The sequence below is a fragment of the Bradyrhizobium sp. SRS-191 genome, from assembly GCF_024586915.1.
In the GTDB taxonomy this organism is placed as follows: domain Bacteria; phylum Pseudomonadota; class Alphaproteobacteria; order Rhizobiales; family Xanthobacteraceae; genus Bradyrhizobium.
This window is the reverse complement of record NZ_JANBVS010000011.1, coordinates 177506-203384: the sequence shown is the minus strand read 5'-3', so window position 1 is coordinate 203384 and position 25879 is coordinate 177506. Positions and strand designations below refer to the sequence as shown.

27 protein-coding genes are annotated in these 25879 nt (G+C 66.7%); 19 read left to right on the top strand and 8 right to left on the bottom strand.

The features are described from left to right. Positions 1-513: 513 nt before the first annotated feature. A complete protein-coding gene (locus tag NLR35_RS20900; RefSeq protein WP_257168405.1) occupies positions 514-1185 on the bottom strand; it encodes a GntR family transcriptional regulator in 672 nt (223 codons plus the stop codon). A 134-nt stretch (positions 1186-1319) separates the two neighbouring features. Between NLR35_RS20900 and tcuA the strand changes: the two genes are divergently transcribed. From tcuA to aat, 10 genes are all read left to right on the top strand, one after another. Then, positions 1320-2735 (top strand): FAD-dependent tricarballylate dehydrogenase TcuA, encoded by a 1416-nt coding sequence (gene tcuA / locus NLR35_RS20895; protein WP_257168404.1) that lies wholly within the window; start codon positions 1320-1322, stop codon positions 2733-2735. Then, positions 2722-3825: a tricarballylate utilization 4Fe-4S protein TcuB gene (gene tcuB, locus NLR35_RS20890; RefSeq protein ID WP_257168403.1), complete on the top strand. Its 1104-nt coding sequence runs from the start codon at positions 2722-2724 to the stop codon at positions 3823-3825. Before tcuA ends, tcuB begins: the two co-directional genes overlap by 14 nt. Before the next feature lie 180 nt (positions 3826-4005). After that, complete coding sequence (locus NLR35_RS20885) at positions 4006-4764, top strand: DUF1236 domain-containing protein (RefSeq protein ID WP_257168402.1); 759 nt, start codon at positions 4006-4008, stop codon at positions 4762-4764. A gap of 252 nt (positions 4765-5016) precedes the next feature. After that, positions 5017-5514 carry a type II 3-dehydroquinate dehydratase gene (locus NLR35_RS20880; RefSeq protein WP_374940839.1) on the top strand — a complete coding sequence of 166 codons (498 nt, stop codon included), beginning with the start codon at positions 5017-5019 and terminating at the stop codon, positions 5512-5514. Between the two features lie 33 nt (positions 5515-5547). Then, the gene (gene accB / locus NLR35_RS20875) at positions 5548-6033 is read left to right on the top strand and encodes an acetyl-CoA carboxylase biotin carboxyl carrier protein (protein ID WP_257168400.1); all 486 of its coding nucleotides are present in this window, start codon (positions 5548-5550) and stop codon (positions 6031-6033) included. An 84-nt stretch (positions 6034-6117) separates the two neighbouring features. Then, complete coding sequence (gene accC, locus NLR35_RS20870; RefSeq protein WP_257168399.1) at positions 6118-7467, top strand: acetyl-CoA carboxylase biotin carboxylase subunit; 1350 nt, start codon at positions 6118-6120, stop codon at positions 7465-7467. A 116-nt stretch (positions 7468-7583) separates the two neighbouring features. Continuing rightward, the gene (locus NLR35_RS20865; RefSeq protein WP_257168398.1) at positions 7584-9104 is read left to right on the top strand and encodes a CHASE3 domain-containing protein; all 1521 of its coding nucleotides are present in this window, start codon (positions 7584-7586) and stop codon (positions 9102-9104) included. Continuing rightward, complete coding sequence (locus tag NLR35_RS20860; protein WP_006614865.1) at positions 9101-9538, top strand: response regulator; 438 nt, start codon at positions 9101-9103, stop codon at positions 9536-9538. Before NLR35_RS20865 ends, NLR35_RS20860 begins: the two co-directional genes overlap by 4 nt. Beyond that, positions 9535-10623: a sensor histidine kinase gene (locus NLR35_RS20855; protein WP_257168397.1), complete on the top strand. Its 1089-nt coding sequence runs from the start codon at positions 9535-9537 to the stop codon at positions 10621-10623. The genes NLR35_RS20860 and NLR35_RS20855 overlap by 4 nt, the downstream gene beginning before the upstream one ends. Before the next feature lie 58 nt (positions 10624-10681). Further along, complete coding sequence (aat, locus tag NLR35_RS20850) at positions 10682-11362, top strand: leucyl/phenylalanyl-tRNA--protein transferase (RefSeq protein WP_257168396.1); 681 nt, start codon at positions 10682-10684, stop codon at positions 11360-11362. 6 nt (positions 11363-11368) lie between these two features. Here the strand turns inward: aat and NLR35_RS20845 are convergent, their stop codons facing one another. Beyond that, the gene (locus NLR35_RS20845; RefSeq protein WP_257168395.1) at positions 11369-12364 is read right to left on the bottom strand and encodes a DUF2155 domain-containing protein; all 996 of its coding nucleotides are present in this window, start codon (positions 12362-12364) and stop codon (positions 11369-11371) included. A 229-nt stretch (positions 12365-12593) separates the two neighbouring features. Here NLR35_RS20845 and NLR35_RS20840 point away from each other — a divergent pair, with 229 nt between their 5' ends. The 8 genes from NLR35_RS20840 to NLR35_RS20805 all read left to right on the top strand — a co-directional run bounded on the left by NLR35_RS20840 (position 12594) and on the right by NLR35_RS20805 (position 20186). After that, entirely contained in the window at positions 12594-13367 is a 774-nt protein-coding gene (locus NLR35_RS20840; RefSeq protein ID WP_257168394.1) for an SDR family NAD(P)-dependent oxidoreductase, read from the top strand. Between the two features lie 44 nt (positions 13368-13411). Next, on the top strand, positions 13412-14374 hold the full coding sequence (locus NLR35_RS20835; RefSeq protein WP_257168393.1) for an alpha/beta hydrolase: 963 nt from the start codon (positions 13412-13414) through the stop codon (positions 14372-14374). Positions 14375-14382: 8 nt separating this feature from the next. After that, positions 14383-14733 (top strand): hypothetical protein, encoded by a 351-nt coding sequence (locus NLR35_RS20830; RefSeq protein WP_257168392.1) that lies wholly within the window; start codon positions 14383-14385, stop codon positions 14731-14733. A gap of 208 nt (positions 14734-14941) precedes the next feature. Next, the gene (locus tag NLR35_RS20825; protein ID WP_257168391.1) at positions 14942-16108 is read left to right on the top strand and encodes an amino acid aminotransferase; all 1167 of its coding nucleotides are present in this window, start codon (positions 14942-14944) and stop codon (positions 16106-16108) included. Positions 16109-16133: 25 nt separating this feature from the next. Then, a complete protein-coding gene (locus tag NLR35_RS20820) occupies positions 16134-16751 on the top strand; it encodes a YitT family protein (protein WP_257168454.1) in 618 nt (205 codons plus the stop codon). 237 nt (positions 16752-16988) lie between these two features. Further along, positions 16989-18053, top strand: coding sequence for a ketopantoate reductase family protein (locus NLR35_RS20815; protein ID WP_257168390.1), 1065 nt, complete (start codon positions 16989-16991; stop codon positions 18051-18053). 119 nt (positions 18054-18172) lie between these two features. Beyond that, positions 18173-19186 (top strand): Na+-dependent transporter, encoded by a 1014-nt coding sequence (locus NLR35_RS20810; protein ID WP_257168389.1) that lies wholly within the window; start codon positions 18173-18175, stop codon positions 19184-19186. Between the two features lie 118 nt (positions 19187-19304). Continuing rightward, on the top strand, positions 19305-20186 hold the full coding sequence (locus NLR35_RS20805; protein WP_257168388.1) for a transporter substrate-binding domain-containing protein: 882 nt from the start codon (positions 19305-19307) through the stop codon (positions 20184-20186). A gap of 174 nt (positions 20187-20360) precedes the next feature. Here the strand turns inward: NLR35_RS20805 and NLR35_RS20800 are convergent, their stop codons facing one another. The 5 genes from NLR35_RS20800 to NLR35_RS20780 all read right to left on the bottom strand — a co-directional run bounded on the left by NLR35_RS20800 (position 20361) and on the right by NLR35_RS20780 (position 24456). Continuing rightward, positions 20361-21029, bottom strand: a complete 669-nt coding sequence (locus NLR35_RS20800) for an amino acid ABC transporter permease (RefSeq protein WP_257168387.1) — start codon at positions 21027-21029, stop codon at positions 20361-20363. A 34-nt stretch (positions 21030-21063) separates the two neighbouring features. After that, the gene (locus NLR35_RS20795; protein ID WP_257168386.1) at positions 21064-22314 is read right to left on the bottom strand and encodes an FAD-binding oxidoreductase; all 1251 of its coding nucleotides are present in this window, start codon (positions 22312-22314) and stop codon (positions 21064-21066) included. 22 nt (positions 22315-22336) lie between these two features. Further along, positions 22337-23095, bottom strand: coding sequence for an SDR family NAD(P)-dependent oxidoreductase (locus tag NLR35_RS20790; protein ID WP_257168385.1), 759 nt, complete (start codon positions 23093-23095; stop codon positions 22337-22339). Positions 23096-23204: 109 nt separating this feature from the next. Beyond that, the gene (locus tag NLR35_RS20785) at positions 23205-23477 is read right to left on the bottom strand and encodes a hypothetical protein (RefSeq protein ID WP_257168384.1); all 273 of its coding nucleotides are present in this window, start codon (positions 23475-23477) and stop codon (positions 23205-23207) included. Between the two features lie 40 nt (positions 23478-23517). Further along, complete coding sequence (locus NLR35_RS20780) at positions 23518-24456, bottom strand: GlxA family transcriptional regulator (protein WP_257168383.1); 939 nt, start codon at positions 24454-24456, stop codon at positions 23518-23520. A 115-nt stretch (positions 24457-24571) separates the two neighbouring features. On the opposite strand from NLR35_RS20780, the gene NLR35_RS20775 reads away from it, so the two are divergent. Next, complete coding sequence (locus tag NLR35_RS20775; RefSeq protein ID WP_257168382.1) at positions 24572-25261, top strand: DJ-1/PfpI family protein; 690 nt, start codon at positions 24572-24574, stop codon at positions 25259-25261. An 84-nt stretch (positions 25262-25345) separates the two neighbouring features. Here NLR35_RS20775 and NLR35_RS20770 read toward each other — a convergent pair whose 3' ends face one another. Next, positions 25346-25756 carry an NADH:ubiquinone oxidoreductase subunit NDUFA12 gene (locus NLR35_RS20770; protein ID WP_257168381.1) on the bottom strand — a complete coding sequence of 137 codons (411 nt, stop codon included), beginning with the start codon at positions 25754-25756 and terminating at the stop codon, positions 25346-25348. Positions 25757-25879 lie beyond the last annotated feature (123 nt).

The following is a 25879-nucleotide window of genomic DNA, read 5'->3' as shown; positions in this document are numbered from 1 at the left end:
TCCCGTCTCGATCAGAGGGACGCTTCGCGGTCGTCACGGACGTTGAGGCGGGATGTGGTGGGCGTGTCGATGTTGCAGCGTGGCTTGTCTGCGCGGACGAACGGCATCGATGCGCACGGTCAAGTCGCGTGGTCCTGACACCCCGACGCTGGTGTCAAGGTCGAAGGGCTGGACGAGCCCTGCGGCCGACGGTGGCCAGAAAGCCCGGAGCACCGGGGAGAACGCGAAGCAGCCGTTCCAACCATCGCGCGGGGAATGCCGGGATGTCTCGGCTGAACCTGTGGTACCTGCCGCCTGCATTTTTTTTCGCAGGCGGGCCATGGGGGCGGCCAGCTCCCGGCATTCCCCGTGCCCTCTTCTCAGAAAGAGGGCATGTCCAAAGGCAAAGCTCGGACGCAACTGCGCCGCGAGGCGGCGCTGGTGCGTCCGAGGCGAACAGCGAGCCCAATTCATGTTCAGCTGCGCATGATCGGCATCGAGAATAACGCGGAGCTCCCCGCTCTTGCTCGACCGCTATCTCGAGCTCATGCCGAGCCGGGTCCGCAGCGCCTCGCGGATATGGCCGCGCGCGATCGACTCGGCGCTGTCGGGATCGCGGGCCGCGATCGCCGCGATGAGCTCGGCGTGTTCGGCGGCCGCGGTGGCCGGGCGACCTTCGGCGGCAAAGGTCGTGGCGCCCAGCAACGAAATCGCCACGTGCATGTCGGCCAGCGCGGCATCCAGGTAGCGATTGCGCGCGGCGCGCTGGATGGTGCCATGCATCAGCCGGTTGAGCCGGGCGAGCTCGGCCGCATCGCCCGCCGCGCCCACAAAGCGCGCGTGAATGTCGCGGAGCGCCCCGATCTCGGCCGGCGCGGCGTATTGCGCGGCGAGCCGGGCGGCTGCGCCTTCGAGGATCTCTCGCATGGCGTACAGCTCGAGAACCTCGCTCTGTTCCAGGCTGCGCACGATCAGGCCGCGGCCGCCGGCCGGCTGCACCCAGCCTTTCGCCGTCAGCCGCCCGAACGCCTCGCGCACCGGCGTGCGGCTGACGCTCAGCCGCTGGGCGACCTCGTCCTCGCGCAGCCGATCTCCCGAGCGATAGACGCCGTCCTCGAGCGCCTGGCACAGGGCCCGGAACACCGCCTCGCCGAGAGAGACGTTGTCGCGGTCGATCATGAAGGTGGGGGGCACATCGGTCGCCATGGCCGGCACTGTCTCACAGTGGTGACACGAGGAAAAGATCCATTGCATATTTTTGTATACAATAGTATACGATCTTCAGCGGCGCGCCGAAGGTTTCCTGGTGCCGCCATGCCTGTGTCCGGAGAGATCGCGTCATGACGACCGACGGCGACATCGCCGACCATCCCGAGCCCTACGACGTCGTGGTCGTCGGCGGCGGCAACGCGGCCCTGTGCGCCGCCATCGCGGCGCGCCGCGCTGGCGCATCCGTGATCGTCCTGGAAGCTGCCTCCAAGTTCTATCGCGGCGGCAATACGCGCCACACCCGCAACATGCGCTGCGCCCACGACGCGGCGACCGCGACCCTGAGCGGGCCCTACACCGAGGACGAGTTCTGGGACGACCTGCTGCGCGTCACCGAAGGCCAGACCAACGAGCAGCTGGCGCGGATGATGATCCGGCAGTCCAAGGAGATGCTGGACTGGATCGTCGAACAGGGCGTGCGCTTCCAGCCCTCCCTGGGCGGTACGCTGAGCCTGGGGCGGACCAATTCGTTCTTCCTCGGCGGCGGCCGCGCCATGCTCAACGCGCTCTATCTGACCGCCGAGCGCCTTGGCGTCGACGTCCGATATGAGGCCGAAGTGGTCGGACTGGAGATCGACGACGACCGCTTCCGCGCCGCCATCGTTCGGGAGGCTGACGGCAGAACACGCATCCGCGGCAAAGCGCTGGTCGCAGCAGCCGGCGGATTCGAATCCAACATCGAGAAGCTGGTGGAAGGCTGGGGCGAGATCGCGCGCAACTTCCTGATCCGCGGCACGCCCAACAATCGCGGCACCGTGCTCGACCTGCTGCTTGGCGCCGGCGTCGACAGCATTGGTGATCCGACCCAGTGCCATGCGGTGGCGATCGATGCGCGGGCGCCGAAATACGATGGCGGCATCATCACCCGGCTCGACTGCGTCGTGTTCGGCATCGTCGTCAACAAGCACGCCAAGCGCTTCTACGACGAGGGCGAGGACGTCTGGCCGAAGCGCTACGCCATCTGGGGCCGGCTCGTCGCCGCGCAGCCCGATCAGATCGCCTACATCATCTTCGACGCCAAATCGGCCAATCTGTTCATGCCCTCGCTCTACCCGGCGATCCAGGCCGACAGCATCGCCGCGCTCGCGGGAAAGCTCGACCTCGATCCCGAGGCGCTGTCGGCCACCGTCGCGGAGTTCAATGCCGCCGTGCGCGACGGCAGCTTCAACCCGGACATTCTCGACGATTGCCACACCGAGAACCTGACGCCTCCGAAGTCGCATTGGGCGCGGCGCATCGAGACCGGCCCCTACTCCGCCTATCCCGTCAGGCCCGGCATCACCTTCACCTATCTCGGCGTCAGGGTCGATCACGAGGCACGAATGATGATGAAGGCCGGCGGACCCGCCGAGAACATGTATGCGGCCGGCGAGATCATGGCCGGCAACGTGCTGGGACGCGGCTATGCCGCCGGCATCGGCATGACCATCGGGAGCGTGTTCGGCCGCATCGCAGGCCAGGGAGCAGCACGACATGCAGCGCAGTGAGGCGTTGACCGAGGCGGATCGGCTGATGACGATCTGCAATTCCTGCCGCTATTGCGAGGGCCTCTGCGCGGTGTTTCCAGCGATGGAGATGCGCCGCGCCTTCTCGTCAGGCGATCTCAACTACCTCGCCAATCTCTGCCATTCCTGCGGCGCCTGCTATGTCGATTGCCAGTTCTCGCCGCCGCACGAGTTCGACGTCCGCGTCCCCGCCGTGTTGGCGCGGGTCCGGCACGAGAGCTACGCCGACTACGCCTGGCCGCGCGCGCTCGCCCCGATGTTCAAGCGCAACGGATTGGCGATTGCGCTCACCGCCGTGCTGAGCATCGCCGTCTTCATCCTCGGCTTCGTCGCGTTCAACGATCCCGCCGCGTTGCTGGAAAGCCGGCACGGCCCCGGATCCTTCTATGCGCTGATGCCGCACAACATGATGGCGCTGGTGTTCGGCGCGGCGTTCCTGTGGGCGATGATTGCCTTCATCAAGGGTATCAGCGCCTTCTGGACCGATATCGGCGAACCGCAGGGGACGCTCACTCAACCGCGTTCATTCCTACGTGCCGTACGCGACGCCGGCAGCCTGCGCTATCTCGATGGCGGCGGTGTCGGCTGCTACAACGAGGATGAGAAGCCTGATGACAACAGGCGCTTCTATCATCACCTCACCTTCTACGGCTTCCTGCTCTGCTTTGCCTCCACCAGCGTCGCGACGCTGTATCACTACGTCTTGCATCGCGAGGCCCCCTACCCGCTCTGGGACCTGCCGGTGGTGCTCGGCACGCTCGGCGGCCTCGGCATCGTGATCGGTCCGCTCGGGCTCTACGCTGCGAAACGCAAGCGCGAGCCGGCGATGATGGATGACGGCAGCCGCGGCATGGACGTCGCATTCCTGGCGATGCTGGTTCTGACCGGCGTCACCGGGCTTGGCCTCCTCATGTTTCGCGAGACGCGCGCGATGGGCCCCTTGCTGGCGCTGCATCTTGGCGCGGTGTTCGCGCTCTTCATCACCATGCCGTATGGGAAGTTCGTGCACGGCCTGTATCGTTTTCTCGCACTGGTCCGCTACGCACGAGAGCGCCACACGGCGGCCGTGTAGTCTGCTGGAACACGATCCCGCATCGCGCCTGCTCGTCGTCATGCTGCATTCATGACTCTGAGCGTCCGTTCATAAAGTTGCGATCTGCGACATTTTTTCGGAACGATCGGAGCGGTGCGGAACGACTCCAACCTCCTGCCGTTGTCGGCGCGGGCAGTGCCAATACGAGGAGGATCGAGGATGACTAATCGGTTGATGGTATCAGTTGCTGCAATCGCGCTCCTGGCGGGTGCGAGTTTTGCTCATGCGCAGGGCGCCGGCGGTGCAGGCGGCGCGGGCGGTCAGTCCGGCGGCGCGGCCATGCAGGGCGGTGCGACCGGTGGTGCTGCTGGCGGCGCATCGAGCGGTGGCATGAATGCCCCCGGCGGCACGATGCATCGCGACAGCGCCTCGCCTTCAGCCGGCGGCGCGTCGGACATGCGCTCCAGCCAGTCGGAGCAGAAGCCGGGCACCGCGGCCAAGGGCCAGCACGCCGAGGACGGCATGAAGGGGCCGAACACCAAGGGCGCGAGCTCCGAGACCGACAAGAGCGGCAGCAAGAACATGAAGGCCGAAGGTCGCGAGGGCCGCGACAACAACATGAAGGCCGAGGGCCGCGACAGCAAGACGGGCACCAGCACCAACGCCGAAACCAAGACCGGCGGCGATCGCTCGCAGACCACCACCGGACAGGCGGGCGCCAGCGCCAAGCTGACCACCGAGCAACGGACCAAGATCACCAGCGTGATCCGCAGCCAGCGCGTCGAGCCGGTGACCAACGTCAACTTCAACATCTCGGTCGGCACCCGGGTGCCGCGCGAGGTCCACTTCCACCCGCTCCCGACCGAGGTCGTGACGGTTTATCCGGAATGGCGCGGATATGACTTCATCCTGGTTCGTGAGCAGATCGTGGTGATCGATCCTCAGACCTACGAGATCGTCGCAGTTCTCGACACCTGATCCCCGACCAGGCAGGTGACGGGACCAGGGGCGGGCAGCAATGCCCGCCCCTTTCTGCTGCCCGATCACACGCAGCGCGTGCAACACGCCGGCGGTGGTGGTTAACGAGCTATTTCCGAGACTTGTCCAAGACTTGGCCAGGGTTTTTCGTGTGACGGACAAGCCGTCCTATCCCCCATAAGCGGCGCTGAAAGGCTTCCCCTGGACGGCTTTGTTACCTATAACGCCGCCCACCGCCGCCACACCGCCGGAATGGGAATGGCCGAAGACGCAAACAAGACGATCTATGTGCTCCATGGACCCAGCCTCGATCTGCCGGGCACGTGCGAGCCGCAGACCTCCGGCCCGACCACGCTGGCCGATGTCGAGCGTCTGTGCGCGGAGACGGCGGCCCGTTTCGGGCTGACTAGCCTCTACCGGCAGTCGAACCACGAAGACGGGCTGATGCAGTCGATCCATGAGGCCAGCGCTGGGGACGTCGCAGGCATTGTCCTGAATGCCGGCACATACTCGCGTACCTCAGCCGCCCTGCAGGATGCGCTGGTGCACAGCAACATCCCCATGGTCGAGGTGCGGATCGGCAACACTCGTGGCCGCGACAGCTTCCGGCACCACACTTTCACCGCCAAAGCCGCGTTTGCGTCAATTTCTGGCTTTGGGGTCGACGGCTACCGACTCGCCATCACCGGCCTTGCTGCAAAGCTTGGAGCGAAGGCCGCCCTACAGACCGACCTCTCGGCGCAAGCCTGACGTCCTCTCACCCAACGTTTCTGGATCACGATCATGGCGCCTCAGCCCGACGACAAGACCACGGCCAAGTCTGAAGACAGCCAGCTCATTCGCGAATTGGCCGCGCTGCTGGATGAAACCAGCCTGACCGAGATCGAGCTGGAACGGGCCGGCCTGCGCATCCGCGTCGCCCGCAATGTCACGATTGCCGCCGCGATGCCGTCGGGCGTCCCGGTGGGGGCATCCGCGGTTCCAGTGGTCGCCGCAGCCGCGGCGGCCGCTGCCGGCGCCGATCTGTCCAAGCATCCGGGCGTCGTGCCCTCGCCGATGGTCGGCACCGCCTATTGGGCGCCCGAGCCCGGTGCCAAGCCGTTCGTCGAAGTCGGCTCCAAGGTCTCGGTCGGCCAGACCCTGATGATCATCGAGGCGATGAAGACGATGAACCAGATCCCGTCGCCGCGCGCCGGCACGGTGACGCAGATCCTGGTCGAGGACGGCCAGCCGGTGGAGTTCGGCGAGCCGCTCGTGATCATTGAATAAGCGCGAATTGCGAATGGCGAATAGCGAGTAGCTAGCCATTCCCTATTCGCTACTCACTATTCGCCATTCGCTTCGTAGGACGCCATGTTCGACAAGATCCTCATCGCCAACCGTGGCGAAATCGCCCTTCGCATCCTCCGGGCCTGCAAGGAGCTCGGCATCTCCACGGTGGCGGTGCATTCCACCGCCGACGCCGACGCGATGCATGTGCGTCTGGCCGACGAGAGCGTGTGCATCGGACCGCCGCAATCGAAGGACAGCTATCTCAACATTCCCGCGTTGCTCGCGGCTTGCGAGATCACCGGCGCCGACGCGGTGCATCCCGGCTATGGATTCCTGTCGGAGAATGCGCGCTTCGCCGAGATTCTCGGTGAGCACAATCTGCATTTCATTGGACCGAAGGCCGAGCACATCCGCCTGATGGGCGACAAGATCGAGGCCAAGAAGACCGCCAAGCGCCTCGGCATTCCCGTCGTGCCCGGCTCCGACGGCGCCGTGACGCCCGACCAGGACGCGCTGGCGATCGCCAAGGAGATCGGTTTCCCGGTGCTGGTCAAGGCCGCCGCCGGCGGCGGCGGGCGCGGCATGAAGGTCGCGCACACCGAGGCTGACCTGCAGCTCGCGCTGACCACCGCGGCCAACGAGGCGAAGTCGGCATTCGGCGATGCCTCGGTCTATCTCGAGAAATATCTGCAGAAGCCCCGTCACATCGAGATCCAGGTGCTCGGCGACGGCCGCGGCGGCGCCATCCATCTCGGCGAGCGCGACTGCTCGCTGCAGCGCCGCCACCAGAAGGTCTGGGAGGAAGGCCCCTCCCCGGTGCTCGACGCGGCGGCGCGCGCGAAGATCGGCAATACCGTCGCCAAGGCGATGCAGGAGCTGAAATATATCGGCGTCGGCACCATCGAATTCCTCTACGAGGACGGCGAGTTCTATTTCATCGAAATGAACACCCGCATCCAGGTCGAGCATCCCGTCACCGAGATGATCACCGGGATCGACCTCGTGCTGGAGCAGATCCGCATCGCCGCCGGCGGCGACCTGCCGATGAGCCAGGACCAAGTGGTCATCAACGGCCACTCGATCGAGTGCCGCGTGAACGCCGAGAATCCGGTCAGCTTCCGGCCGTCGCCCGGCAAGATCCAGCAGTACCACCCGCCCGGCGGCCTCGGCGTCCGCATCGATTCCGCCGTCTACCAGGGCTATGTCATCCCGCCTTATTACGACTCGCTGGTCGGCAAGCTGATCGTGCACGGCAAGAGCCGGGTCGAGTGCCTGATGCGGCTGCGGCGGGCGCTGGACGAGATGGTGGTCGATGGCATCGAGACCACGCTGCCGCTGTTCAGGGCGCTGGTCCGAGAGCCCGCGATCATCGACGGCGACTATCACATCCACTGGCTCGAGCAGTATCTGGCCGGCCAGAAGACGGACTGAGCGGCTTCGTTCAGAAAATCGTCAGTCAGGCGGAACCATCCGGGCGCAGCCGCGTTTTGCTCGGTCGGCGCGGTTCCGCCAGGGGGCAATGATTATCAAAGACGTGCGAGCGTGCGGTGGCGCCTGAGGTGAGACGAAGGCGCACACTGGGTCAGGTCCTGCTGTTGTCAGCGGGATTTCTGGTGCTGGTCGTCGTCAGCACGGCGTCGGTTCTGCTGGTCAACAAGGCCCGCAGCGACAGCGCCTGGGTGGTGCACACCGTCGAGGCCGAGAACCAGATCAACGCCGTGCTGCTCGAAGTGCGCCGCGCCGAAAGCGCTGCCCGCGCCTACCTTCTCACCCAGGAGCAGGAATTCCTCAACGACCACGAGCTTGCCGTCGCGGCCATCCGGCCGGTGCTCGACAAGCTCAACACGCTGGTTGCGGACAATCCCACCCAGATCGGGAATCTCGCTCAGTTGCGCAGCGTGATCGAGACCCGGCTGTCGCAGTTCGACCGCGAGAAGCTGCTGGTCGCCCGCGGCGATCTCGCCGCCGCGATCGCCCTTGTCCGCGACGCAGGCTCGACCACCAGCAGCAAGACCATGCGCGAGACCGCCGAGGCGATGCGTCTCGAGGAGGAGCGCCTGCTGGCGCTGCGGACCGCCAATGCCGATGCCAGCCAGCAATTGGCGGCCATCGTCACGATCACCGGCTCTGCGCTCGTCGTGGTGCTCGCCATCATCTCGGTGCTGCTGGTGCGCCGCTCGACGCGGGCGCGCGACGACGCCGAGGCGCAGCTGCGCGAGAGCAACCTCAACCTGGAAACGACCGTCGACGAGCGCACCGCCGATTTGCGCGAAGCCAATGAGGAGATCCAGCGCTTCGCCTATATCGTCAGCCATGACCTGCGCTCGCCGCTCGTCAACATCATGGGCTTCACCAGCGAGCTGGAGGAGCTGCGCAACGACATCTTCCGGCGCATCGCGAGCCTGGCGCGCGCCGTCTCGGCCGCGCCGCCGCCAGCCGAAGGCGCCGAGCCGGAGCTCGAAGGGGCCGACAAGCAGCTGTCGGAGGACTTCTCCGAGGCGCTCGGCTTCATCAAGTCCTCGATCGCCAAGATGGACCGGCTGATCAGCGCCATTCTCAATCTGACCCGCGAGGGCCGCCGCGAGTTCGTCCCGGTCCGCATCGACACCCGCGAGCTGATCGAGCAGATCGTGTCGACCCTGGCGCATCAGGCGGACGAGGCCCACACGACGATCCGCGTCGAGCCCCTGCCCGCTATTGTCAGCGACCGCCTGGCGCTGGAACAGATCTTCTCGAATCTGATCGACAACGCGATCAAATACATGAAGCCCGGGGTCCCTGGCGACATCAGGATCCGCGCCCGGACCAAGCTCGGTTTCGCGATCTTCGAGGTCGCAGATAACGGCCGGGGGATTGATCCCAGGGATCACCAGCGTATCTTTGATCTGTTCCGCCGCGCCGGGACCCAGGACCGTCCGGGTCAGGGGATCGGGTTGGCGCATGTGCGCGCCCTGGTGCGCCGGCTCGGTGGAACCATGTCGGTCGCGTCGGAGCTCGACCAGGGCAGCACGTTCACGATAACGCTCCCGATCAACTGGAACGTCTCAAACCGGAACTCAGACCGATGACCATGCCCGTGACCATCATCATGATCGAGGACGACGAAGGCCACGCCCGGCTGATCGAGCGGAACATCCGCCGTTCCGGCGTCAACAACGAGATCAAGCCGTTCACCAACGGTACAGACGCGGTGAAATATCTGTTGGGCGCTGACGGCAGCGGCCTTGATCACAAGGGCCATGCCCTGCTCATCCTGCTCGACCTGAACCTGCCGGACATGACCGGCATCGACATCCTCAAGATGGTCAAGCAGAACAGCTACCTGAAGAGCGCCCCGGTGGTGATCCTGACCACCACGGACGACTCTCAGGAGATCAAGCGCTGCTACGAGCTCGGCTGCAACGTCTACATCACCAAGCCCGTGAACTACGAGAGCTTCGCCAACGCCATTCGCCAGCTCGGCCTGTTCTTCTCAGTCATCCAGGTTCCGCCCGCCGCATGACCTCCTCCGCCCCCACGCTGCTCTACATCGAGGACGACGCAGCGCTGGCGCGGCTGGTCGAGCGCGGGCTGAAGCGGCTCGGCGTGGCGGTTGAGCACGCGCCGGATGGCAGCGCGGGCCTCGAGCGGCTGAAGCGCGGCGGCATCGACGTGGTCGCGCTCGACCAGCACATGCCGGGGCTCGACGGGCTGGAGACGCTGGAGCGCATCATGGCGATGCCCGATCCGCCGCCGGTGGTGTTCGTCACCGCCTCCCAGGATTCCAAGATCGCGGTCACCGCACTCAAGGCGGGTGCCGCCGACTATCTCGTCAAGGACGTGCAAGGCGAGTTCATCCCGCTGCTGCAGGTCGCCGCCGAGGGCGCGCTGCGCCAGGCGCGGCTGCAGCGGGCGCGCGACGAGGCCGAGGCCGAAGTGCGCGCCTCGCGCGACCGCTTCGCGGCGCTGGCGGCCGAGCGCGAGGTGCTGCTGCGCGAGGTCAATCACCGCGTCGGCAACTCGCTGCAGATCATCGCCTCGCTGCTGCATCTGCAGGCCAATTCGAGCACGCAGGACGACGTCAAGGCGGCGCTCACCAACGCGATGGGCCGTGTCGCCGCCGTGGCCCAGGTGCACCGCCGGCTCTACACGTCGCAGGACCTCAAGAGCGTGATGCTCAACCAGTACCTGGACTCGCTGCTCGACGACCTCCGCCGCTCCGCCGAGGGCAATCGGATGTCGCGGCTGACCCTGAAGGCCGAGCCGGTGGAAATCGACCCCGACCGCGCGGTCGCGATCGGCATCGTCGTCAACGAGCTGGTGATGAACGCCGTCAAATACGCCTACCCCGACGGCCCCGGCCCGATCCATGTCGAGCTGAAGCTCCAGGGCAACGACATCGTGCTGTCGATCGCCGACAATGGCGTCGGCCTGAACGCGACCAGCGATCCCCGCTCGACCGGCATGGGCCAGCGCATCGTCAGCGCGATGGCCACCAAGCTCGATGCAACGGTCGAGCCGGACCCGAGCCATGACGGCACCAAGATCGTGGTCCGCTTCCGTCTCAACAAGGATGTTCCGAAGCCCGCCGCTGCCGCTGTGGGCTGATTGGGAACGGCGGGCCGGACCCATCGCGCGCGGGCCCGCATCCTGCTAGACTGATCGCATGAATTCGCGCGACTCCGCATCGTCCGAGATCACGCCCGAGGTTCTGCTGCGTGCCTATGCCTGCGGCATCTTCCCGATGGCCGAAAGCGCCGACGACCCCTCCCTGTTCTGGGTCGAGCCGGAGCTGCGCGGCGTCATCCCGCTCGAGGGTTTTCGCGTGGCGTCGCGGCTGGCACGCACGGTGCGGTCGGACGCCTTTACGGTAACCGTCAACCAGGCCTTCAAGGCCGTGATGGATGGCTGCGCCGAGCCGCAGCCCGGCCGCGAGGACACCTGGATCAACCGGCGCATCCGCGAGCTCTACAGCGGGCTCTACGCGATGGGCCATTGCCACAGCGTCGAGTGCTGGCAGCAGGGGGAGCTGGTCGGCGGGCTCTATGGCGTCAGCCTGGGACGCGCGTTCTTCGGCGAGAGCATGTTCCACCGCACCCGTGACGCCTCGAAGGTGGCGCTGGTGCATCTGGTGGCCCGGCTGATCGCGGGCGGCTTCGAGCTGCTCGACACCCAATACGTCACCGAGCATCTCAAGACCTTCGGCGCGGTCGAGATCCCGCGCCGGCGCTATACGGTGCTGCTCGAAAAGGCGATCACCGGACAGCCTGCGAACTTCGTCCGGCTTCCGGTCGACCGGCCGATCAGCGGTGCCGAGGCGCTCGGCATCATCGCCGAGCGCGGCTGAGCATCTTTACCGGAACACGCCGCCGAACGGCCCACCGGCCTGTGGGGGCGGCGGTGGCGGCGGCACCTGCTGGGTCTGGTATTGCTGCGGCGGCCCCGGTGGGCGCGGCGCTGCCTGCCTCTGCTGCGGCGGCCGTTTCTGCGCGGGCTGCGGCTGAGCAGCCGGCTTCTGATCGGGCGCGGCGCTCACGACCGTATTCTGCGGCTCTTTGCAGTCGACCAGCCAGATGTCGTAGATCGGATGCTCGACGCCGTGCAGGCCGGGACTCGCCGCAAACATCCAGCCCGAGAAAATCCGCTTCACCTCGCCCTGCAGCGTGATCTCGTCGACCTGAACGAAGGCATCGGTATTGGCCGCCTCGGTGGCCGGCCGTGTGTAACAGGCGTCGGTCTTCACCCGGAGCGCGCCGAATTGCACGGTCTCGCCGATCTCCTCGTCGAAATTGATGATCCGGCCGGTGATCTTGTCGAGGCCGGAGAAGCTCGCCTTCTTGTTCACGATCTTCTGCGCCGGCGGTTCGGTCACGACCTCGTCGCCCGGCTGAATGGTCGCCGGCGTCTGCGGCACCGCGCCGTTCGGCGGGATCGCGGCATTCTGGGGCGCGCCGCGCGGCGGCGCCGGCCGCTGGCCGGGCTGAGCCGGCGCCGCACCGGGCTGGCCAGGCGGCGCGACGGCGACGGGCGGATTGTTCTGCGGCAGGACCGTCGTTCCCGGCGGCGGCGCCAGCGGCTGCGACTGGACCGGCCCGGGCAAGGCAGCGCCCTGTCCCGGCGGCGGACGGGTCGGCGCCGGCAGCACGCGGCCCTGCGGCAGCTCGGGAATCTCCTCCTCCTCGTCGGGCGGCGGCGGCATCGGCTCTCCGCGGCGCGGAATGTTGCCGGGCGGACGCGGCACGGGATCGGAGAAAATGGTACCGATCTGCGCGCGCGCAGGCACGGCCAGCGCGAGGGAAGTGGCGGCCAGGAATGCCGCGATACCGGTCAGGACGATTGTTCGGTGCATCTCGCGCGGCTTTATCAGGCGAATCGGGGTTCGGGACAATCAAATCGCGTCATGACCCATCCGCCGCTCTCGATCAGCCCTCCCGTTAACATGCCGAATACGGCGGGGGAAGGGCGGCTTACCAGCGCACCGCGAGGTGGCCATCTGGTTCATCCAATGAGATAGTCGCATGATCAGAAGATAGCGTGAAACCAACACGCGACAAGGCCGCGGCGCACGGGAGGAACACATGGCTGATTCGATCCGCCTCGACGGCCGGGTCGCCGTCGTCACCGGGGCGGCCGGGGTGATCGGCGCTGCGACCATGCAGCTGCTGGCGGCACGCGGCGCCCGCATCGTCGCCGTCGACCGGCGCGAGCAGGACCTGAACGAGGCCATCAGCGCCCTGCCCGTCGGCGCCGAGGCGCTTGCGATCACCGCCGATGTCACCGACGAAGCTCAGGTTGCCGCCTACGTACGCAAGGCCTGCGACCGCTTCGGCACGATCGACGTGTTCTTCAACAATGCGGGTATCGAGGGCGAGATCAAATCGATCACGGACTATCCGCTCGACACGTTCCGCCGCGTACTCGACGTCAACGTCGTCGGCGTGTTCCTCGGCCTCAAGCACGTGCTGCCGGTGATGCTGAAGCAGAACCGCGGCTCGATCATCAACACCGCCTCGATCGCCGGCCTGATCGGCTCGCCGCAGATCGCCGTCTACAGCGCCAGCAAGCACGCCGTGATCGGCCTGACCAAAAGCGCGTCTTGGGAATGCACCGGCACTAATGTGCGCGTGAACTGCATCTGTCCCGGACTGATCGACAGCCGCATGCTGAGCGCGATCATCGAAGGCCGCAGCGGCGCTGCCGTGCCCGTCGACAAGGTCGTCGACCGCGTGCCTGCGCGTCGGCTCGGCCAGGGCTCGGAGGTCGCGGCGATCGTCGCCTTCCTCGCCTCCGACGATGCGAGCTACGTCTCCGGCGCAGCCTACACCGTCGACGGCGGCCGCACCGCCGCCTGAACAAGCTTTCGAATCAACCCGCCCAACTCACAGGTCGCTCGTCAATGCCCGTTCAACTCGATGCCGATGCCGCAGCCGTCTACAAGGCGTTCCAGGAGGCCGGCCGTCCGGCCTATGAGACGCTGACGCCACAGGAGGCGCGCGACTACTATCTGGCCGCACGCATCGTGAGCAATCCCGAGCCGCCGGAATTGGCTGATGTCAAAGACCTCAGCATCCCTGCCCCGCACGGCGCAATCCCGGCGCGCCTGTATCGGCCAAAGACGGTGCGGCAGACCAACGGCCTCGCACCGGGGCTGGTGTTCTTTCACGGCGGCGGCTGGGTGATCGGCAATCTGGAGTCGCACGACGTGGCCTGCCGTGCTCTGGCGCATGAAGGCGAGCTGATCGTGATCTCGATCGACTACCGCCTGGCGCCGGAGCACAAGTTTCCCGCCGCGGTCGATGACTGCCTCGCGGCCACACGATGGGTCGCCGACAATGCAATGGCGCTCGGCATCGACGCCTCCAAGCTCAGCGTCGGCGGCGACTCCGCGGGCGGCAATCTCGCCGCCGTGGTCGCGTTGTCCGCGCGCGACGGCAAGGGGCCGAAGCTGTCTGGCCAGGTCCTGATCTATCCCGCCACCGACTTCACGATGGGCCATCCCTCGCACAGCGAGCCGGAGACCAGCGTGCTGCTGACGCATTCGGTGATCCGCTGGTTTCGCGACCACTATCTCAACAGCACAGCCGACATCCACGACTGGCGCGCCTCCCCGGCCAAGGCCGAAACGCTGGCCGGCCTGCCGCCCGCCTATGTGCTGACAGCCGGCGCCGACCCGCTGCGCGACGAAGGCGACGACTACGCCCGGCGCCTGCGCGAGGCCGGCGTGCCGGTGACTCATCGCACCCATCCCGGCCAATTCCACGGCTTCTTCACCATGGGCAAGCTGCTCGATCAGGCCAATATCGCCGCGCGCGACATCGGCGCCTGGCTGAAGCAGCTCGACAGGCCAGCCGGCATATGAGCGACTTGGTGAGACCAGACCGGGAGCTCGAGGACGATGCGAGCGTCGAGCACGTCATGGTGTTGGGCGTCGCCTGGTTCAAGCGCGAGGAATGGAACGAGGTGAAACAGATCTGCCCGGATCTGCACGACACCTACGACGAATGGCTGGCCAACGCCGAGGCTGTCGCCGACGGCCTCGCGAGCTTGGATGGACATCAAGTCATCAAGGCCATTTTGACGGCCGACGAGCTCCGCCGATGGAAGCGCGCCACTGGACGTGAGGTCGTCGGCAAGGTGCGCTCTCGGCTTGCCAACAAGAAAGCCCGCAAGATCGCCAATGAGGACCCCCAGCCCGGTCGCGAGCCAAGTCGCGACTGACGCAGAGGCGCGCGCCGGCCATCGCCATAGAGCTCCGCTCGCGAGAGCAAGGAGCGGCTGATCCAACCGCTCCACCTTTCCGCATTCACTGCAGGCAGCCATGCAGCGCGGAAATTCTCGCTGATTTTGCGCTGCAACCAAGCTAGGGTCCGCGCGGCCGCCGCGCGATGACCGTCTGCGGCCCCCGAAGCAATAGGAATGCTGCCCGATGTTCGAACGCCTGACCCGCCAGCCCGATGATCCCCTGCTCGCCCTGATCGGCATATTCAAAGCCGATCCGCGGGCCGACAAGGTCGATCTCGGTGTCGGCGTCTATCGCGACGAGGCCGGCCATTCGCCGATCTTTCGCGCGGTCAAGGCCGCCGAGCGCCTGATCTGGGAGAGCCAGGACAGCAAAGCCTATGTGGCGCCGGAGGGCGACCAGGCCTTCTTGGACCTCCTGTGGGCGATGGTCGGCGGCAAGAGCTCTCCCGTGTATGCCGCCGGCGTCCAGACGCCCGGCGGCTCCGGCGCGCTGCGGCTCGCCGCCGATCTGATCCGCCAGGCCGGCACCGGCAAGATCTGGCTTGGCCTGCCGAGCTGGCCCAACCACGCCGGCATCTTCGCCGCAGTCGGGCTCCAGATCGAGACGTATCCCTATTTCGATGTGCCGTCGCAAACCCTGCAGCTCGACAGCATGCTGGCGGCGCTGCAGCGCGCGGCGCCCGGCGATGCCGTCCTGCTGCACGCCTCCTGCCATAATCCGACTGGGGCGCCGCTCAGCACGGACGACTGGGCGCGCATCACCGCCGTGATCGCCGCGCGCGGGCTCGTGCCGCTAATCGATTCCGCCTATCAGGGGTTTGGCGCCGGCCTCGAGGGCGACGTCGCCGGCTTGCGCGCGCTGATCGCGGCGGTGCCCGAGGCGCTGGTCGCGGTATCCTGCTCGAAATCCTTCGGCCTCTATCGCGAGCGCACCGGTGCGCTCTACGCCGTCGCCGCCGCGAAAGCCGCGGCCGAGACGGCGCGCTCCAATCTCGTTGCGATTGCCCGCACCAGCTATTCGATGCCGCCGGACCACGGCTCGGCGATCGTGAAGACCATTCTCGGCACGCCCGCGCTTTACGAAGACTGGAGCAACGAGTTGGACTCGATGCGTGAGCGCCTCGCCAGTCTGCGCCGCTCCTTCGCCGCGGCGCTCGGTGATCGCTGGTCGAACTCGCTCGCGATCGGCAAGCAGGAGGGCATGTTCTCGCTGCTGCCGCTCACGCCGGCCGAGGTGATGAGCTTGCGGGACAAACACGGCGTGTATATGCCGACCTCGGGCCGCATCAATGTCGCCGGACTGAAGCTGTCGGACGTGACCCGCGTCGCCGGCCTGTTCAGGTCGATCTGAGCGGCGACAGGCGGGACCGATGGCCGTGACCGAGATCGTGCCGGAGCAGGAGCGCCACAAACTCTACGAGGATGCGATGGCCCTGACCCTAGGCACGCTGTTCGTGTCGCTGGGCATGCTGATCTACAGCAAGACGGTGCTGCTGGTCGGCAGCACCGCGGGCCTGTCGCTGCTGCTGAGCTACATCAGCGGCTACGGCTTCGGGATCAGCTTCTTCCTGCTCAACCTGCCGTTCTACGTGCTCGCTGTCAGGCGCATGGGCTGGCCGTTCACGATCCGCACCTTCGTCGCCGTCGGCCTGGTCGCGGTGTTCTCGCGCCTGACGACGTCGTGGGTCGATATCGCGGAGATCAACCCGATCTATGCCACCGTGATCGGCGCCGGCCTGACCGGCACCGGCCTGCTCATGCTATTCCGCCACCGCACCGGTCTCGGCGGCATCAATATCCTCGCGCTTTATCTGCAGGAGCACTGGAAGATCCGCGCCGGCTATTTCCAACTCGCCGTCGACTTCCTGATCATGATCGCCGCGTTCTTCGTCATCCCTGTCAACCGGCTGGCGCTGTCGATCCTGGGCATCGTGATCGTCAACGTGATCATCGCGATCAACCACAAGCCCGGCCGCTACATGGCGCTGAGCTGAGCCCGCACGCTCAGGGATATGGCCTACCCAGCCACCCGCGACGGGTGTCGTCGCAAATGTGCGCTGCACCTTGCCAGACGGGCCATTCCATGGGATGAAGGCTCTGGTATGCCAGCGATCAAGGCATCGAGTGACCGCTTTCCGTCCGCCCACGAGGTGTCAGACGGGCCTGCCGATGCGGCTGATCGCCAATAAAAAATAGCAAACGCAAAACCAAGCTCTGGGGAACACCAAGGTATGGCACGCAACATTCTGATTCTCGGAGCCTCCTACGGCTCCCTCCTCGGCACCAAGCTTCTGATGGCCGGCCACAACGTCACGCTGGTCTGCCGCAAGAAGACGGCGGAGCTGATCAATCGTGAGGGCACGGAGGTCCGCATCAAGCTGCGCGACGAGCCGAACCATCGCTCGATCTTCTCGCGCGACCTGCCCGGCAAGCTCGACGCCGCCACGCCCGACGCCGTCGACCTCACGCGCTACGACCTCGTCGGCCTTGCGATGCAGGAGCCGCAATACACCAACCACACCATCCGCGTGCTGATGGTGAAGATCGCCGAGGCCAAGCTGCCGTGCCTGTCGATCATGAACATGCCGCCGCTGCCTTACCTCAAGCGCATCCCGGCGCTGGCCGACAGCGATCTCGAGGAGGCCTATACCAATGCGCAGGTCTGGGAGCGCTTCACGCCGGGTCTGGTGACGCTGTGCTCGCCCGATCCGCAGGCCTTCCGTCCGCCGGAGGAAGGCGCGAACGTGCTGCATGTCGGCCTGCCGACCAACTTCAAGGCGGCCGCCTTCGACGACGACAAGCACAACGCGCTGCTGCGCGAGTTGGAGCGCGGCATCGACGCGGTCAGGCTCGATGGCCAGGACGTGCCGGTCAAGCTGAAGGTGTTCGACTCGCTGTTCGTGCCGCTGGCCAAGTGGTCGATGCTGCTGACGGGCAACTACCGCTGCATCACGCGCGGCGAGCCGCAGGCGATCCGCGACGCCGTGCACGGCAATCTCGCCCAGTCCAAGGCGATCTACGAGCACGTCGATGCGATCGCGCGCAAGCTCGGCGCCGATCCCAGCGACCAGGTGCCGTTCGAGAAATACGCCAAGGCGGCCGAGAGCCTGCTCAAGCCGTCCTCGGCGGCGCGGGCGGTTGCCGCCGGCGCGCCGTTCATCGAGCGCGTCGATCTCCTGGTCAAGCTGATCGCCCAGCAGATCGGCATGCCCAATCCCGAGATCGACCAGACCGTGCAGACGGTCGACTTCAAGCTCAACGAGAAGATCGTGACGGGCGGCTCGACCGCGCAGTGACGGCCGGCGTCGGCGGCTCCTCCGGCCCCGACATTCTCGGTAATTAGATGTGACTTTGCAGGAACGCGCGGCCATCGCATGGTTCGCGCGTTCTTTGATTCACATCGTTTGGAATTTCGATGCCGACCTCCGGGCCTCTCGCTGTTCCCCTGCGGGCCCTGAGCTGGCTCGGCAACCAGGGCACACGCGCCATCGTTCTGGTGCTGGTCGCTGCCATCGCGGTGCCGCCGCTTGGCGAGCTGACGCGCCCCTACGTCACGGAAGCGATCTTCCTGCTGCTCTGCATCTCGTTCATGCGTGTCGACGTCGCGATGCTGCGCGCGCATCTGCGGCGGCCGCTGCTGGTGCTGGCGGCGACCGCGTGGACCACGATCGCGGTGCCGCTCGCGGTCGGCACCATCGCGCAGGCGAGCGGCCTCGACGTGGCTGCGCCCGAGTTGCACCTCGCGCTGATGCTGCAGGCGACGGCCTCGCCGATGATGGCCTCGCCGGCGCTCGCCGCGCTGATGGGCCTGGACGCGACGCTGGTGCTGATCACGCTGGTGACGTCGACTGCGCTGGTGCCGCTCACCGCTCCGCTGTTCGCCTATGTGTTCCTCGGGCAGACACTGGCGCTGTCGCCGGCCGCGCTCGGGCTGAAGCTCGCCGGCATCCTCGCCGCCGCGCTGGCCGTTGCCGTCGCGGTCCGCCTCGTCTTCGGCCACGACGCGATCCGCCGCCAGCGCGCGCCGATCGACGGCTTCAACATCTGCATCATGTTCGTGTTTGCGTCGGCCATCATGGCGCACTTCCTTGCCGATCTCTTGACGAGTCCGTTCCGCATGTTGGGACTGGCGGTGCTCGCCTTCGCCGTGTTCTTCCTGCTGTTGGGTATCGCCATGCTGCTGTTTCGCCGCGCCGGCCGCGAGCGCGCGATGGCTTTGGGCATGATGGTCTCGCTGCGCAACATGGGACTGATGCTCGCCGCCACCGAGGGCGCCATCCCGGGAACGACTTGGCTCTACTTCGCGATGAGTCAGTTTCCGATTCATCTGGCGCCGCAGCTGCTGCGGCCCTTGGCCGAGCGGCTGCGTGCGAAGCCACTTCCATCTGATGGGACCGACCACGGCGTGATCAGTTCTGCACGCGAATGAGGCAGCGCAGCATGACCTCCTATGATGAGCAACTGCTTTCGTAGGACGGCTGCCATCACGTGTTGCCGCTGCGCACAGCCAACGCTACGCTCCGCGCTGATTGGTGCAGGAGGATGTTGTGACCCCATCAGACGATCAGACCATTTCCGAAGACCGCCGCGAGGCGCTGCGCTACGCGCTCGCGATCGGCTCGGGCGCCGCGCTCGCGTCCGCCATGACGACGACGCCGGCGTCCGCGCAGGCGGCCGGCGACAACACGCTGGACCGCGTTCGCGCCAGCAAGGTGCTGCGCATCGCCGTGCTGCCGGGCGAGCTGCCCTATTTCAACAAGGACCTCGCCTCCGGCACCTGGTCGGGCTTCTCGATCGAGATGGCCAACGACATCGCCAAGCTGCTCGACGTGAAGCTCGAATATGTCGAATCGACCTACGGCAATTCGGTGCTCGATTTGCAGGCCGGCAAGATCGATCTCGGCTTCGCGCTCAACCCGACGCCGCAGCGCGCGCTGGTGATCGACTTCTGCGGCACCGTGTTTCCGCATCCGTTCGGCGCCATGCTGAAGAAGGGCATCGAGGCGAAGACCTGGGCCGATATCAACAAGCCGGAGATCAAGATCGCCGTCGACGTCGGCTCGGCCAACGAGGCGGTGGCGCGGCGGTTCGCGCCGAACGCGACCATCAAGTCGCTGAAGTCGCGCGACGAGGTGATGCTGGAGATGGCCTCGGGCCGCGTCGACGTCGTCGTCAACGCCCTGATCCTCGGCCTCACCGCGATTGCCAAGAACCCCAATCTCGGCACCTACAAGATCCTGCAGTCGCCGTCGGTCGCGATCCCCTCCAGCATGGGCGTCCGCCGCGAGTCCGACAAGCGCTGGCGTGACTTCCTGGCGGTGTGGATCGACTACAACAGAGGCATCGGCCAGATGCGCGAATGGTTCGTCAAGGGCCTCGGCCTTGCCGGCGTCAAGGCCGAGGACGTACCGGTCGAACTGAGCATCTGAGCGGAGCGACGCGCTCTCCGCCGTCATTGCGAGCGAAGCGAAGCGAAGCAATCCAGGGCTACGCGTGCGTCTGGATTGCTTCGTCGCAGAGCCTGTCATCGGGCCGCGCTTTGCGCGGACCCGTTGGCTCCTCGCAATGACGGCTGGGACTTTACCGCCTCACGCCTTGCTCACTCACGCCTTGTCGTAGCTCATGCCGCGCTCGAAGCGGCGACCGAGCAGCGTCGCCGGAAACAGGATCGCGAAATAGATGATCGCGATGATGGTGTAGACCTCGAGCGGCCGGTAGGTGTCGGCGTTGATGAGCGTCGCGTTGTAGACGAGATCCGGCACCGCGATGACCGACACCAGCGAGGTGTTCTTCAGCTGCGTCACCGACTGGTTGACGTAAGGCGCCAGCATCGGCTTCAGCGCCTGCGGCAGGATCACGAGCCGCATCATCCGCCACGGGCGCAGGCCCAGCGCCCGCGCCGCGTCCCACTGACCGCGCGGCACGCTCTCGATGCTGCCGCGGATGATCTCGGCGTAGAACGCCCCGCCATACAGCGACAGCACGGTGACCGCCGCGACATGCGCCGGGATGTTGACGCCGATCACGACCGGAAACGCGTAGTAGAACCAGATGATCTGCACCAGCAGCGGCGTGCAGCGGAACAGCTCGATATAGCCGATCAGCAGCCAGTCGATCACCACAGGGCGGCGCAGCCGGACGATCCCGACGAGCAGCCCGATGAGCGTGCCGAGCAGGATGGTGCCCAGCGTATAGGCCATGGTCCACCCCAGCCCCACCCAGAACAGGTGGCTGTACTTGCCGAGAATGGCAAAATCCCAGGTGTAGTTCATCGCGGCTCCGAGCCTTGCGAGGTGTCGCGGCCCATCACAGATACCGGCTCGGCGCGAAGGCGGAGGCGTCGAAGGACGGCGCCTCGCCCGCAATCATCGCGGCGATCGCCGCGCCCGTGGCCGGCCCCGTGGTGAAGCCGATATGCTGGTTGCCGAATGCAAGCCACAGGCCGGAATGAAGCGGCGCCGGCCCGATCATCGGCAGCGCATCCGGCAGGCTCGGCCGCGACCCGCGCCAGGGCTGCGCAACGGCCTCACCGAACTCGACGACGCCGCGCGCCAGCGGCACCACCTGCTCGAGCTGGGCGAAGTTCGACGGCGCATCGCGGTCGGTCAGCTCGACGCCGGAGGTGACGCGCACGCCGTTCTCCATCGGCGCCAGCACGAAGCTGCCCTCGGCATCGTTGATCGGCCGCAGCAGCTTGCGGTTCGGATTGGGCGTGAACTCCTGGTGATAGCCGCGCTCGAACGCCATCGGCACGTGATAGCCGAGCGGCCGCAGGATGTCCGGCGACCACGGCCCGAGCGCCACCACGACATGCCGCGCGCGGATCTCGCCATCGCCGAGCACCACGCGCCAGCCGTCACCGTCGCTCAGCAGCGCCCGGATCTCGGACTGGCGCACCGTTCCGCCCGCGCCCTCGAACATCCGCGCATAGGCCTTGGTCACATTGCCCGGCGAATCGACCGACGCGGTCTGGCTGTGCAGCAGTCCCACCTTGTAGACCGGCAACATGTTGGGCTCGAGCGCGGAAATCGCCTGGCGGTCGAGCAACTCGCTCTTGATGCCGTATTCGGCGAGAAAGGCCTGCTCGGCCTTGGCGGCTCCGACAGCGTCGCTGCGCCACGCCTTGAGCCAGCCGGTCTCGCGCACGCGCTGCGGCTCGCCGGCGCGGACGATCCAGTCGCGATGCAGATTCAGCGACGCGCGGATCAGCCCGTGCAGCGCGATCGCGCGCGGCTTGACGCGAGATTGGACGGCATTGGCGAGGAAGCGCAGCACCCAATCGATGTTGCGCAACGTCCAGGATGGACTCCAGCGCAGCGCGGCACTCTGGTTGCCGAGATAGGACGGCAGCGCCTTGAACAGCGAGGGCTTGTTGAAAGGCAGGATGGAGGCTGACGAGAGAATGCCGGCATTGCCATAGGAGGTCTCCTCGCCCGGCGCCTTGCGGTCGACCAGCGCCACCGAGAGCCCGCGCTCGCGGATCGCATAGGCGCAGGAGACGCCGACGATCCCTGCTCCCAGCACGACCACGTCGGCTGTCTGCTGCTCACTCTCCATCGTCTCTCAATCCATTCAATATCTACATCAAGGTGAGGCCGCCATCGACCGGCAGCACCGCGCCGGTGACATGGCCGGCGTCTGTCGACAGCAGGAAGGTCACGGCGGCGGCGATGTCGTCAGGCTCAGCGAGGCGCTGTTGCGGATTGGCGGCTGCCGCCTTCTGCCAGGCGGACGGATCGAGCGAGCCGAGCCGTCCCGCATCCTTGCGCGTATAGCCGGGCACGACGACATTTGCCGTGCCGCCGGTGGCGGCCAGCTCGATCGCGAGACATTTCACCAAGGCCTCGAGCGCGGCCTTGGCGGCAGCCGAGGCCGGGAACGTGCCGCCCGGCACGAAGCGGTGCGCGACGAAGCTGGAGATCGCGACCACGCGCGCCGCCTCGCTTTGCAACAGGTCGGGCAGCGCCGCACTGGCGAGTTCATGAAAGGCCGCCGGCATCACCGCCAGCGAACGGTCGAGCCCGTCGCGCGGCAGGTCGCGAAAGCTGCGGCGATCGGCGAAGCCCGCGGCATGGACCAGCGCATCGACACGGCCGAAGCGGGCGCGCGCGGCAGCCACGAGGTCGGACGCGGCGCCTGCGGTGGCCAGGTTGCCGCAATGAAAAGCCACTTCGGCGCCGGCCTGCCGGCAAGTCTCCGCAACGGCCTCGAGCCGTGCCAGCCCGTCGGCGTCCGCGCCCTGGCCATGCAACATCAGGCCCTGCCCCGGCCCCGCAAGGCGGCGCGCCACAGCAGCGCCGATCCCGGCGCCGCTGCCGGTGATGATTGAAACGCGCATGATCCCCAGTGCCGAATGCCATTCGAGGCGCGGACTATAGGTCTCGCATCCGCCAATGCAAACCGCCGCATCGGCATGCCTGCAAGACGATGACGCAGCCGCGCCCCGCTCAGACCGACAATCCGCTGCAGGTCAGGATGATGCGCGTGGCGCGCCAAACCCAGGTCTTGCCGTCGCGCGCCGCCTGCAGGCTGAAGACCCGCTCATTCCAGTGCGGATCATGCGCGAAGCGAATGTTCTCGATGACGAAGTCCTGCTGCTGCCGCTTCCATTCGATCGCCCAGGCGAGGTGCGCCTCCTCGAGCTGCTGCCGCAGCTTGGAGAACTCGATCACATAGGGCGACGGGACGATGATCCCCAGAGACATCGAAGTGCCGGCCATCGCGCGACCTCTGCGGTCTCTCAATAGACCTTGCGCGAGCCTATCCCGCCCGCGCCGCGCGCCGCAAGGCTTGCGGCGGCTGGCCGAACGCGCGGATGAAGGCGCGGCGCATGCGCTCGGGATCGCGAAAGCCGGCGGCTGCGGCCACCAGCTCGATCGGCTGATGCGAGGCCTGCACGCGGTCGCGCGCCACCTCCAGCCTGAGGCGCTCGATCGCCTTGGACGGCGTGGTGCCGGTCTCGGCGACGAAGGCGCGGGTGAAATGCCGCGTGCTCATGCCGGCGCGGTCGGCGAGGTCGTCGACCGAAAGCGGTGCATCGAGATGCTCGCGCGCCCAGGTCAGCAGATCGGCAAAGCGGCCGCTCGGCGCCTTGAGCTCCAGCAGCGAGGAGAATTGCGACTGGCCGCCGCTGCGGCGGTGATAGAGCACGAGCTGGCGCGCCGTCTTCTGCGCGACCTCCTCACCGTGATCCTCCGCGACCATGGCCAGCGCAAGATCGATCCCCGCGGTGATGCCGGCCGAGCTCCAGACCTGACCGTCGCGAACATAGATGCTGTCGGGTTCGAGCTTCACGTTCGGATAAGTCCGCAGAAATTGCCGCGTGCGCTGCCAATGCGTGGTCGCACGCTTGCCGTCGAGCAGGCCGGCCTCGGCGAGCACGAACGCGCCCGAGCAGACGCTGGCGAGGCGGGTGCCGCGGCGCGCGACCTTGCGAACGAAATTCAAGGTGCAGGCATTGCGGCTCGCCGCCTCGACGCCGTCGCCGCCGGCGATCAGCAAGGTCGAGAGCGCCGAGACCGGACCGAATTTGCGCGCCAGCATCTCGGCACCGGACGAGGAGCGCACCGGGCCCGGCGCCGCCGCTACCACCCGGATCTGCGGCGCAGCCCTCGCGTAGCGCGCGGCGATCTCGAACACCGAGATCGGGCCGGCGGCATCGAGTAGCTGGAAATCCGGAAAGATGAGCACACCGATCATCCTGAAGGCCCCGCCGCTTGCCTGTCTGAAATCGAGGGAACTTTGGCATTTGAGACAGCCAGCGGATCATGCAGAATCGTCGTCGTCAACCCGTCCTTGCCCGTGAGATCCGCCCATGGCCGCTCCGCTCTCGATTGCTCTCGTGCTCTTCCCCCAAGTCACCCAGCTCGACCTGACCGGACCGGTGCAGGTGTTCTCGAGCGTGCCCGGCGCGACGCTGCATTTGGCCTGGAAGCGGATCGAGCCGATCCCCACCGACTCCGTTCTTACGCTGCTGCCGACGACGACGTTTGCGGACTGCCCGCAGGCCGACGTCATCTGCATCCCCGGCGGCTTCGGCGTCGACGCCATTCTCGATGACGCCGAGGTGATCGGCTTCATCCGCCGCCAGGCGGAGGGCGCCAAGTACGTCACCTCGGTCTGCACCGGCTCGCTCGCGCTCGGCGCCGCAGGCCTGCTCAGAGGTTATCGGGCCGCCACCCATTGGAGCGCACGCGAGTGCCTGCCGCTGTTCGGCGCCACCATGAGCACCGAGCGCGTCTGCATCGACCGCAACCGCGTGACCGGCGGCGGTGTCACTGCCGGCATTGATTTCGCGCTGACCTTGGTGTCGCACCTGGTCGACCGCGAGACAGCCGAGGCGATCCAGCTCAGGCTCGAATACAATCCCGCTCCGCCATTCGCAGCCGGCTCGCCCGACACGGCGCCGCCCGAGGTGGTGTCACGAATGCTGGACCGGATCGCCCCCTCCCGGCAGCGGCGTGTCGCGGCGGCGAAGCGCGCGGCGGCCATGCTCAGCGACTAGCGGGGCCGGCTCTGCCATCCCCAAAGCAGAGAGGCCGCCCGGAGCCCGGACGGCCTCAGAAACATTGTTCAAGAAGCGATCGAATCAGCTTCCCGGCGTCCAGGGCTGATAGTCGCCGGTCGCCTTCGGACGGCGGCCGCTGGCCAGGGTGGAGCCGGCCGGACGGTAGGCGAGCGCCGTGCCGGTCAGGTTCGGCTGATGCGGCTTCTCCCATTCGCGAGATTTGTAGCCGTCCTGAGTCGGCGGCACGTCGACCATATGATGGATCCAGCCATGCCATTCCGGCGGGATGCGGCTGGCCTCCGCCAAGCCGTTGTAGATCACCCAGCGGCGCTCGAAATGCAGCACCGGATCGATCTTGCCGCCGGCGGTCCGATAATAGCGGTTGCCCTGCGCATCCTGCCCCACCAGCTCGCCGAACCGCCAGGTCCACAGCTGCGTGCCGAAGGTCTGGCCATTCCACCACGTGAAGAGCTTGAGAAAGAACTGTTTCATGCGCTCGGGGCCGGTTCTGTGAAGATCACGGCTCTGATGCCACCCCGCTTGCGACTTGTCCAGTGTTGCACCGCCCCCGCCCGCGACGATGCACCGGTTCACGCCGGGGAACGACATCCCGGC

Bases quoted from the DNA above. Each gene is read 5' to 3' on its own strand.
- NLR35_RS20795 (WP_257168386.1), bottom strand. From the start codon at position 22,314: ATGGAGAGTGAGCAGCAGACAGCCGACGTGGTCGTGCTGGGAGCAGGG.
- tcuB (WP_257168403.1), top strand. From the start codon at position 2,722: ATGCAGCGCAGTGAGGCGTTGACCGAGGCGGATCGGCTGATGACGATC.
- accC (WP_257168399.1), top strand. From the start codon at position 6,118: ATGTTCGACAAGATCCTCATCGCCAACCGTGGCGAAATCGCCCTTCGC.
- accB (WP_257168400.1), top strand. From the start codon at position 5,548: ATGGCGCCTCAGCCCGACGACAAGACCACGGCCAAGTCTGAAGACAGC.
- NLR35_RS20790 (WP_257168385.1), bottom strand. From the start codon at position 23,095: ATGCGCGTTTCAATCATCACCGGCAGCGGCGCCGGGATCGGCGCTGCT.
- NLR35_RS20855 (WP_257168397.1), top strand. From the start codon at position 9,535: ATGACCTCCTCCGCCCCCACGCTGCTCTACATCGAGGACGACGCAGCG.
- NLR35_RS20880 (WP_374940839.1), top strand. From the start codon at position 5,017: ATGGGAATGGCCGAAGACGCAAACAAGACGATCTATGTGCTCCATGGA.
- aat (WP_257168396.1), top strand. From the start codon at position 10,682: ATGAATTCGCGCGACTCCGCATCGTCCGAGATCACGCCCGAGGTTCTG.
- NLR35_RS20775 (WP_257168382.1), top strand. From the start codon at position 24,572: ATGGCCGCTCCGCTCTCGATTGCTCTCGTGCTCTTCCCCCAAGTCACC.
- NLR35_RS20900 (WP_257168405.1), bottom strand. From the start codon at position 1,185: ATGGCGACCGATGTGCCCCCCACCTTCATGATCGACCGCGACAACGTC.
- NLR35_RS20815 (WP_257168390.1), top strand. From the start codon at position 16,989: ATGGCACGCAACATTCTGATTCTCGGAGCCTCCTACGGCTCCCTCCTC.
- NLR35_RS20860 (WP_006614865.1), top strand. From the start codon at position 9,101: ATGACCATGCCCGTGACCATCATCATGATCGAGGACGACGAAGGCCAC.
- NLR35_RS20780 (WP_257168383.1), bottom strand. From the start codon at position 24,456: ATGATCGGTGTGCTCATCTTTCCGGATTTCCAGCTACTCGATGCCGCC.
- NLR35_RS20800 (WP_257168387.1), bottom strand. From the start codon at position 21,029: ATGAACTACACCTGGGATTTTGCCATTCTCGGCAAGTACAGCCACCTG.
- NLR35_RS20770 (WP_257168381.1), bottom strand. From the start codon at position 25,756: ATGAAACAGTTCTTTCTCAAGCTCTTCACGTGGTGGAATGGCCAGACC.
- NLR35_RS20825 (WP_257168391.1), top strand. From the start codon at position 14,942: ATGTTCGAACGCCTGACCCGCCAGCCCGATGATCCCCTGCTCGCCCTG.
- tcuA (WP_257168404.1), top strand. From the start codon at position 1,320: ATGACGACCGACGGCGACATCGCCGACCATCCCGAGCCCTACGACGTC.
- NLR35_RS20835 (WP_257168393.1), top strand. From the start codon at position 13,412: ATGCCCGTTCAACTCGATGCCGATGCCGCAGCCGTCTACAAGGCGTTC.
- NLR35_RS20810 (WP_257168389.1), top strand. From the start codon at position 18,173: ATGCCGACCTCCGGGCCTCTCGCTGTTCCCCTGCGGGCCCTGAGCTGG.
- NLR35_RS20845 (WP_257168395.1), bottom strand. From the start codon at position 12,364: ATGCACCGAACAATCGTCCTGACCGGTATCGCGGCATTCCTGGCCGCC.
- NLR35_RS20840 (WP_257168394.1), top strand. From the start codon at position 12,594: ATGGCTGATTCGATCCGCCTCGACGGCCGGGTCGCCGTCGTCACCGGG.
- NLR35_RS20785 (WP_257168384.1), bottom strand. From the start codon at position 23,477: ATGGCCGGCACTTCGATGTCTCTGGGGATCATCGTCCCGTCGCCCTAT.
- NLR35_RS20885 (WP_257168402.1), top strand. From the start codon at position 4,006: ATGACTAATCGGTTGATGGTATCAGTTGCTGCAATCGCGCTCCTGGCG.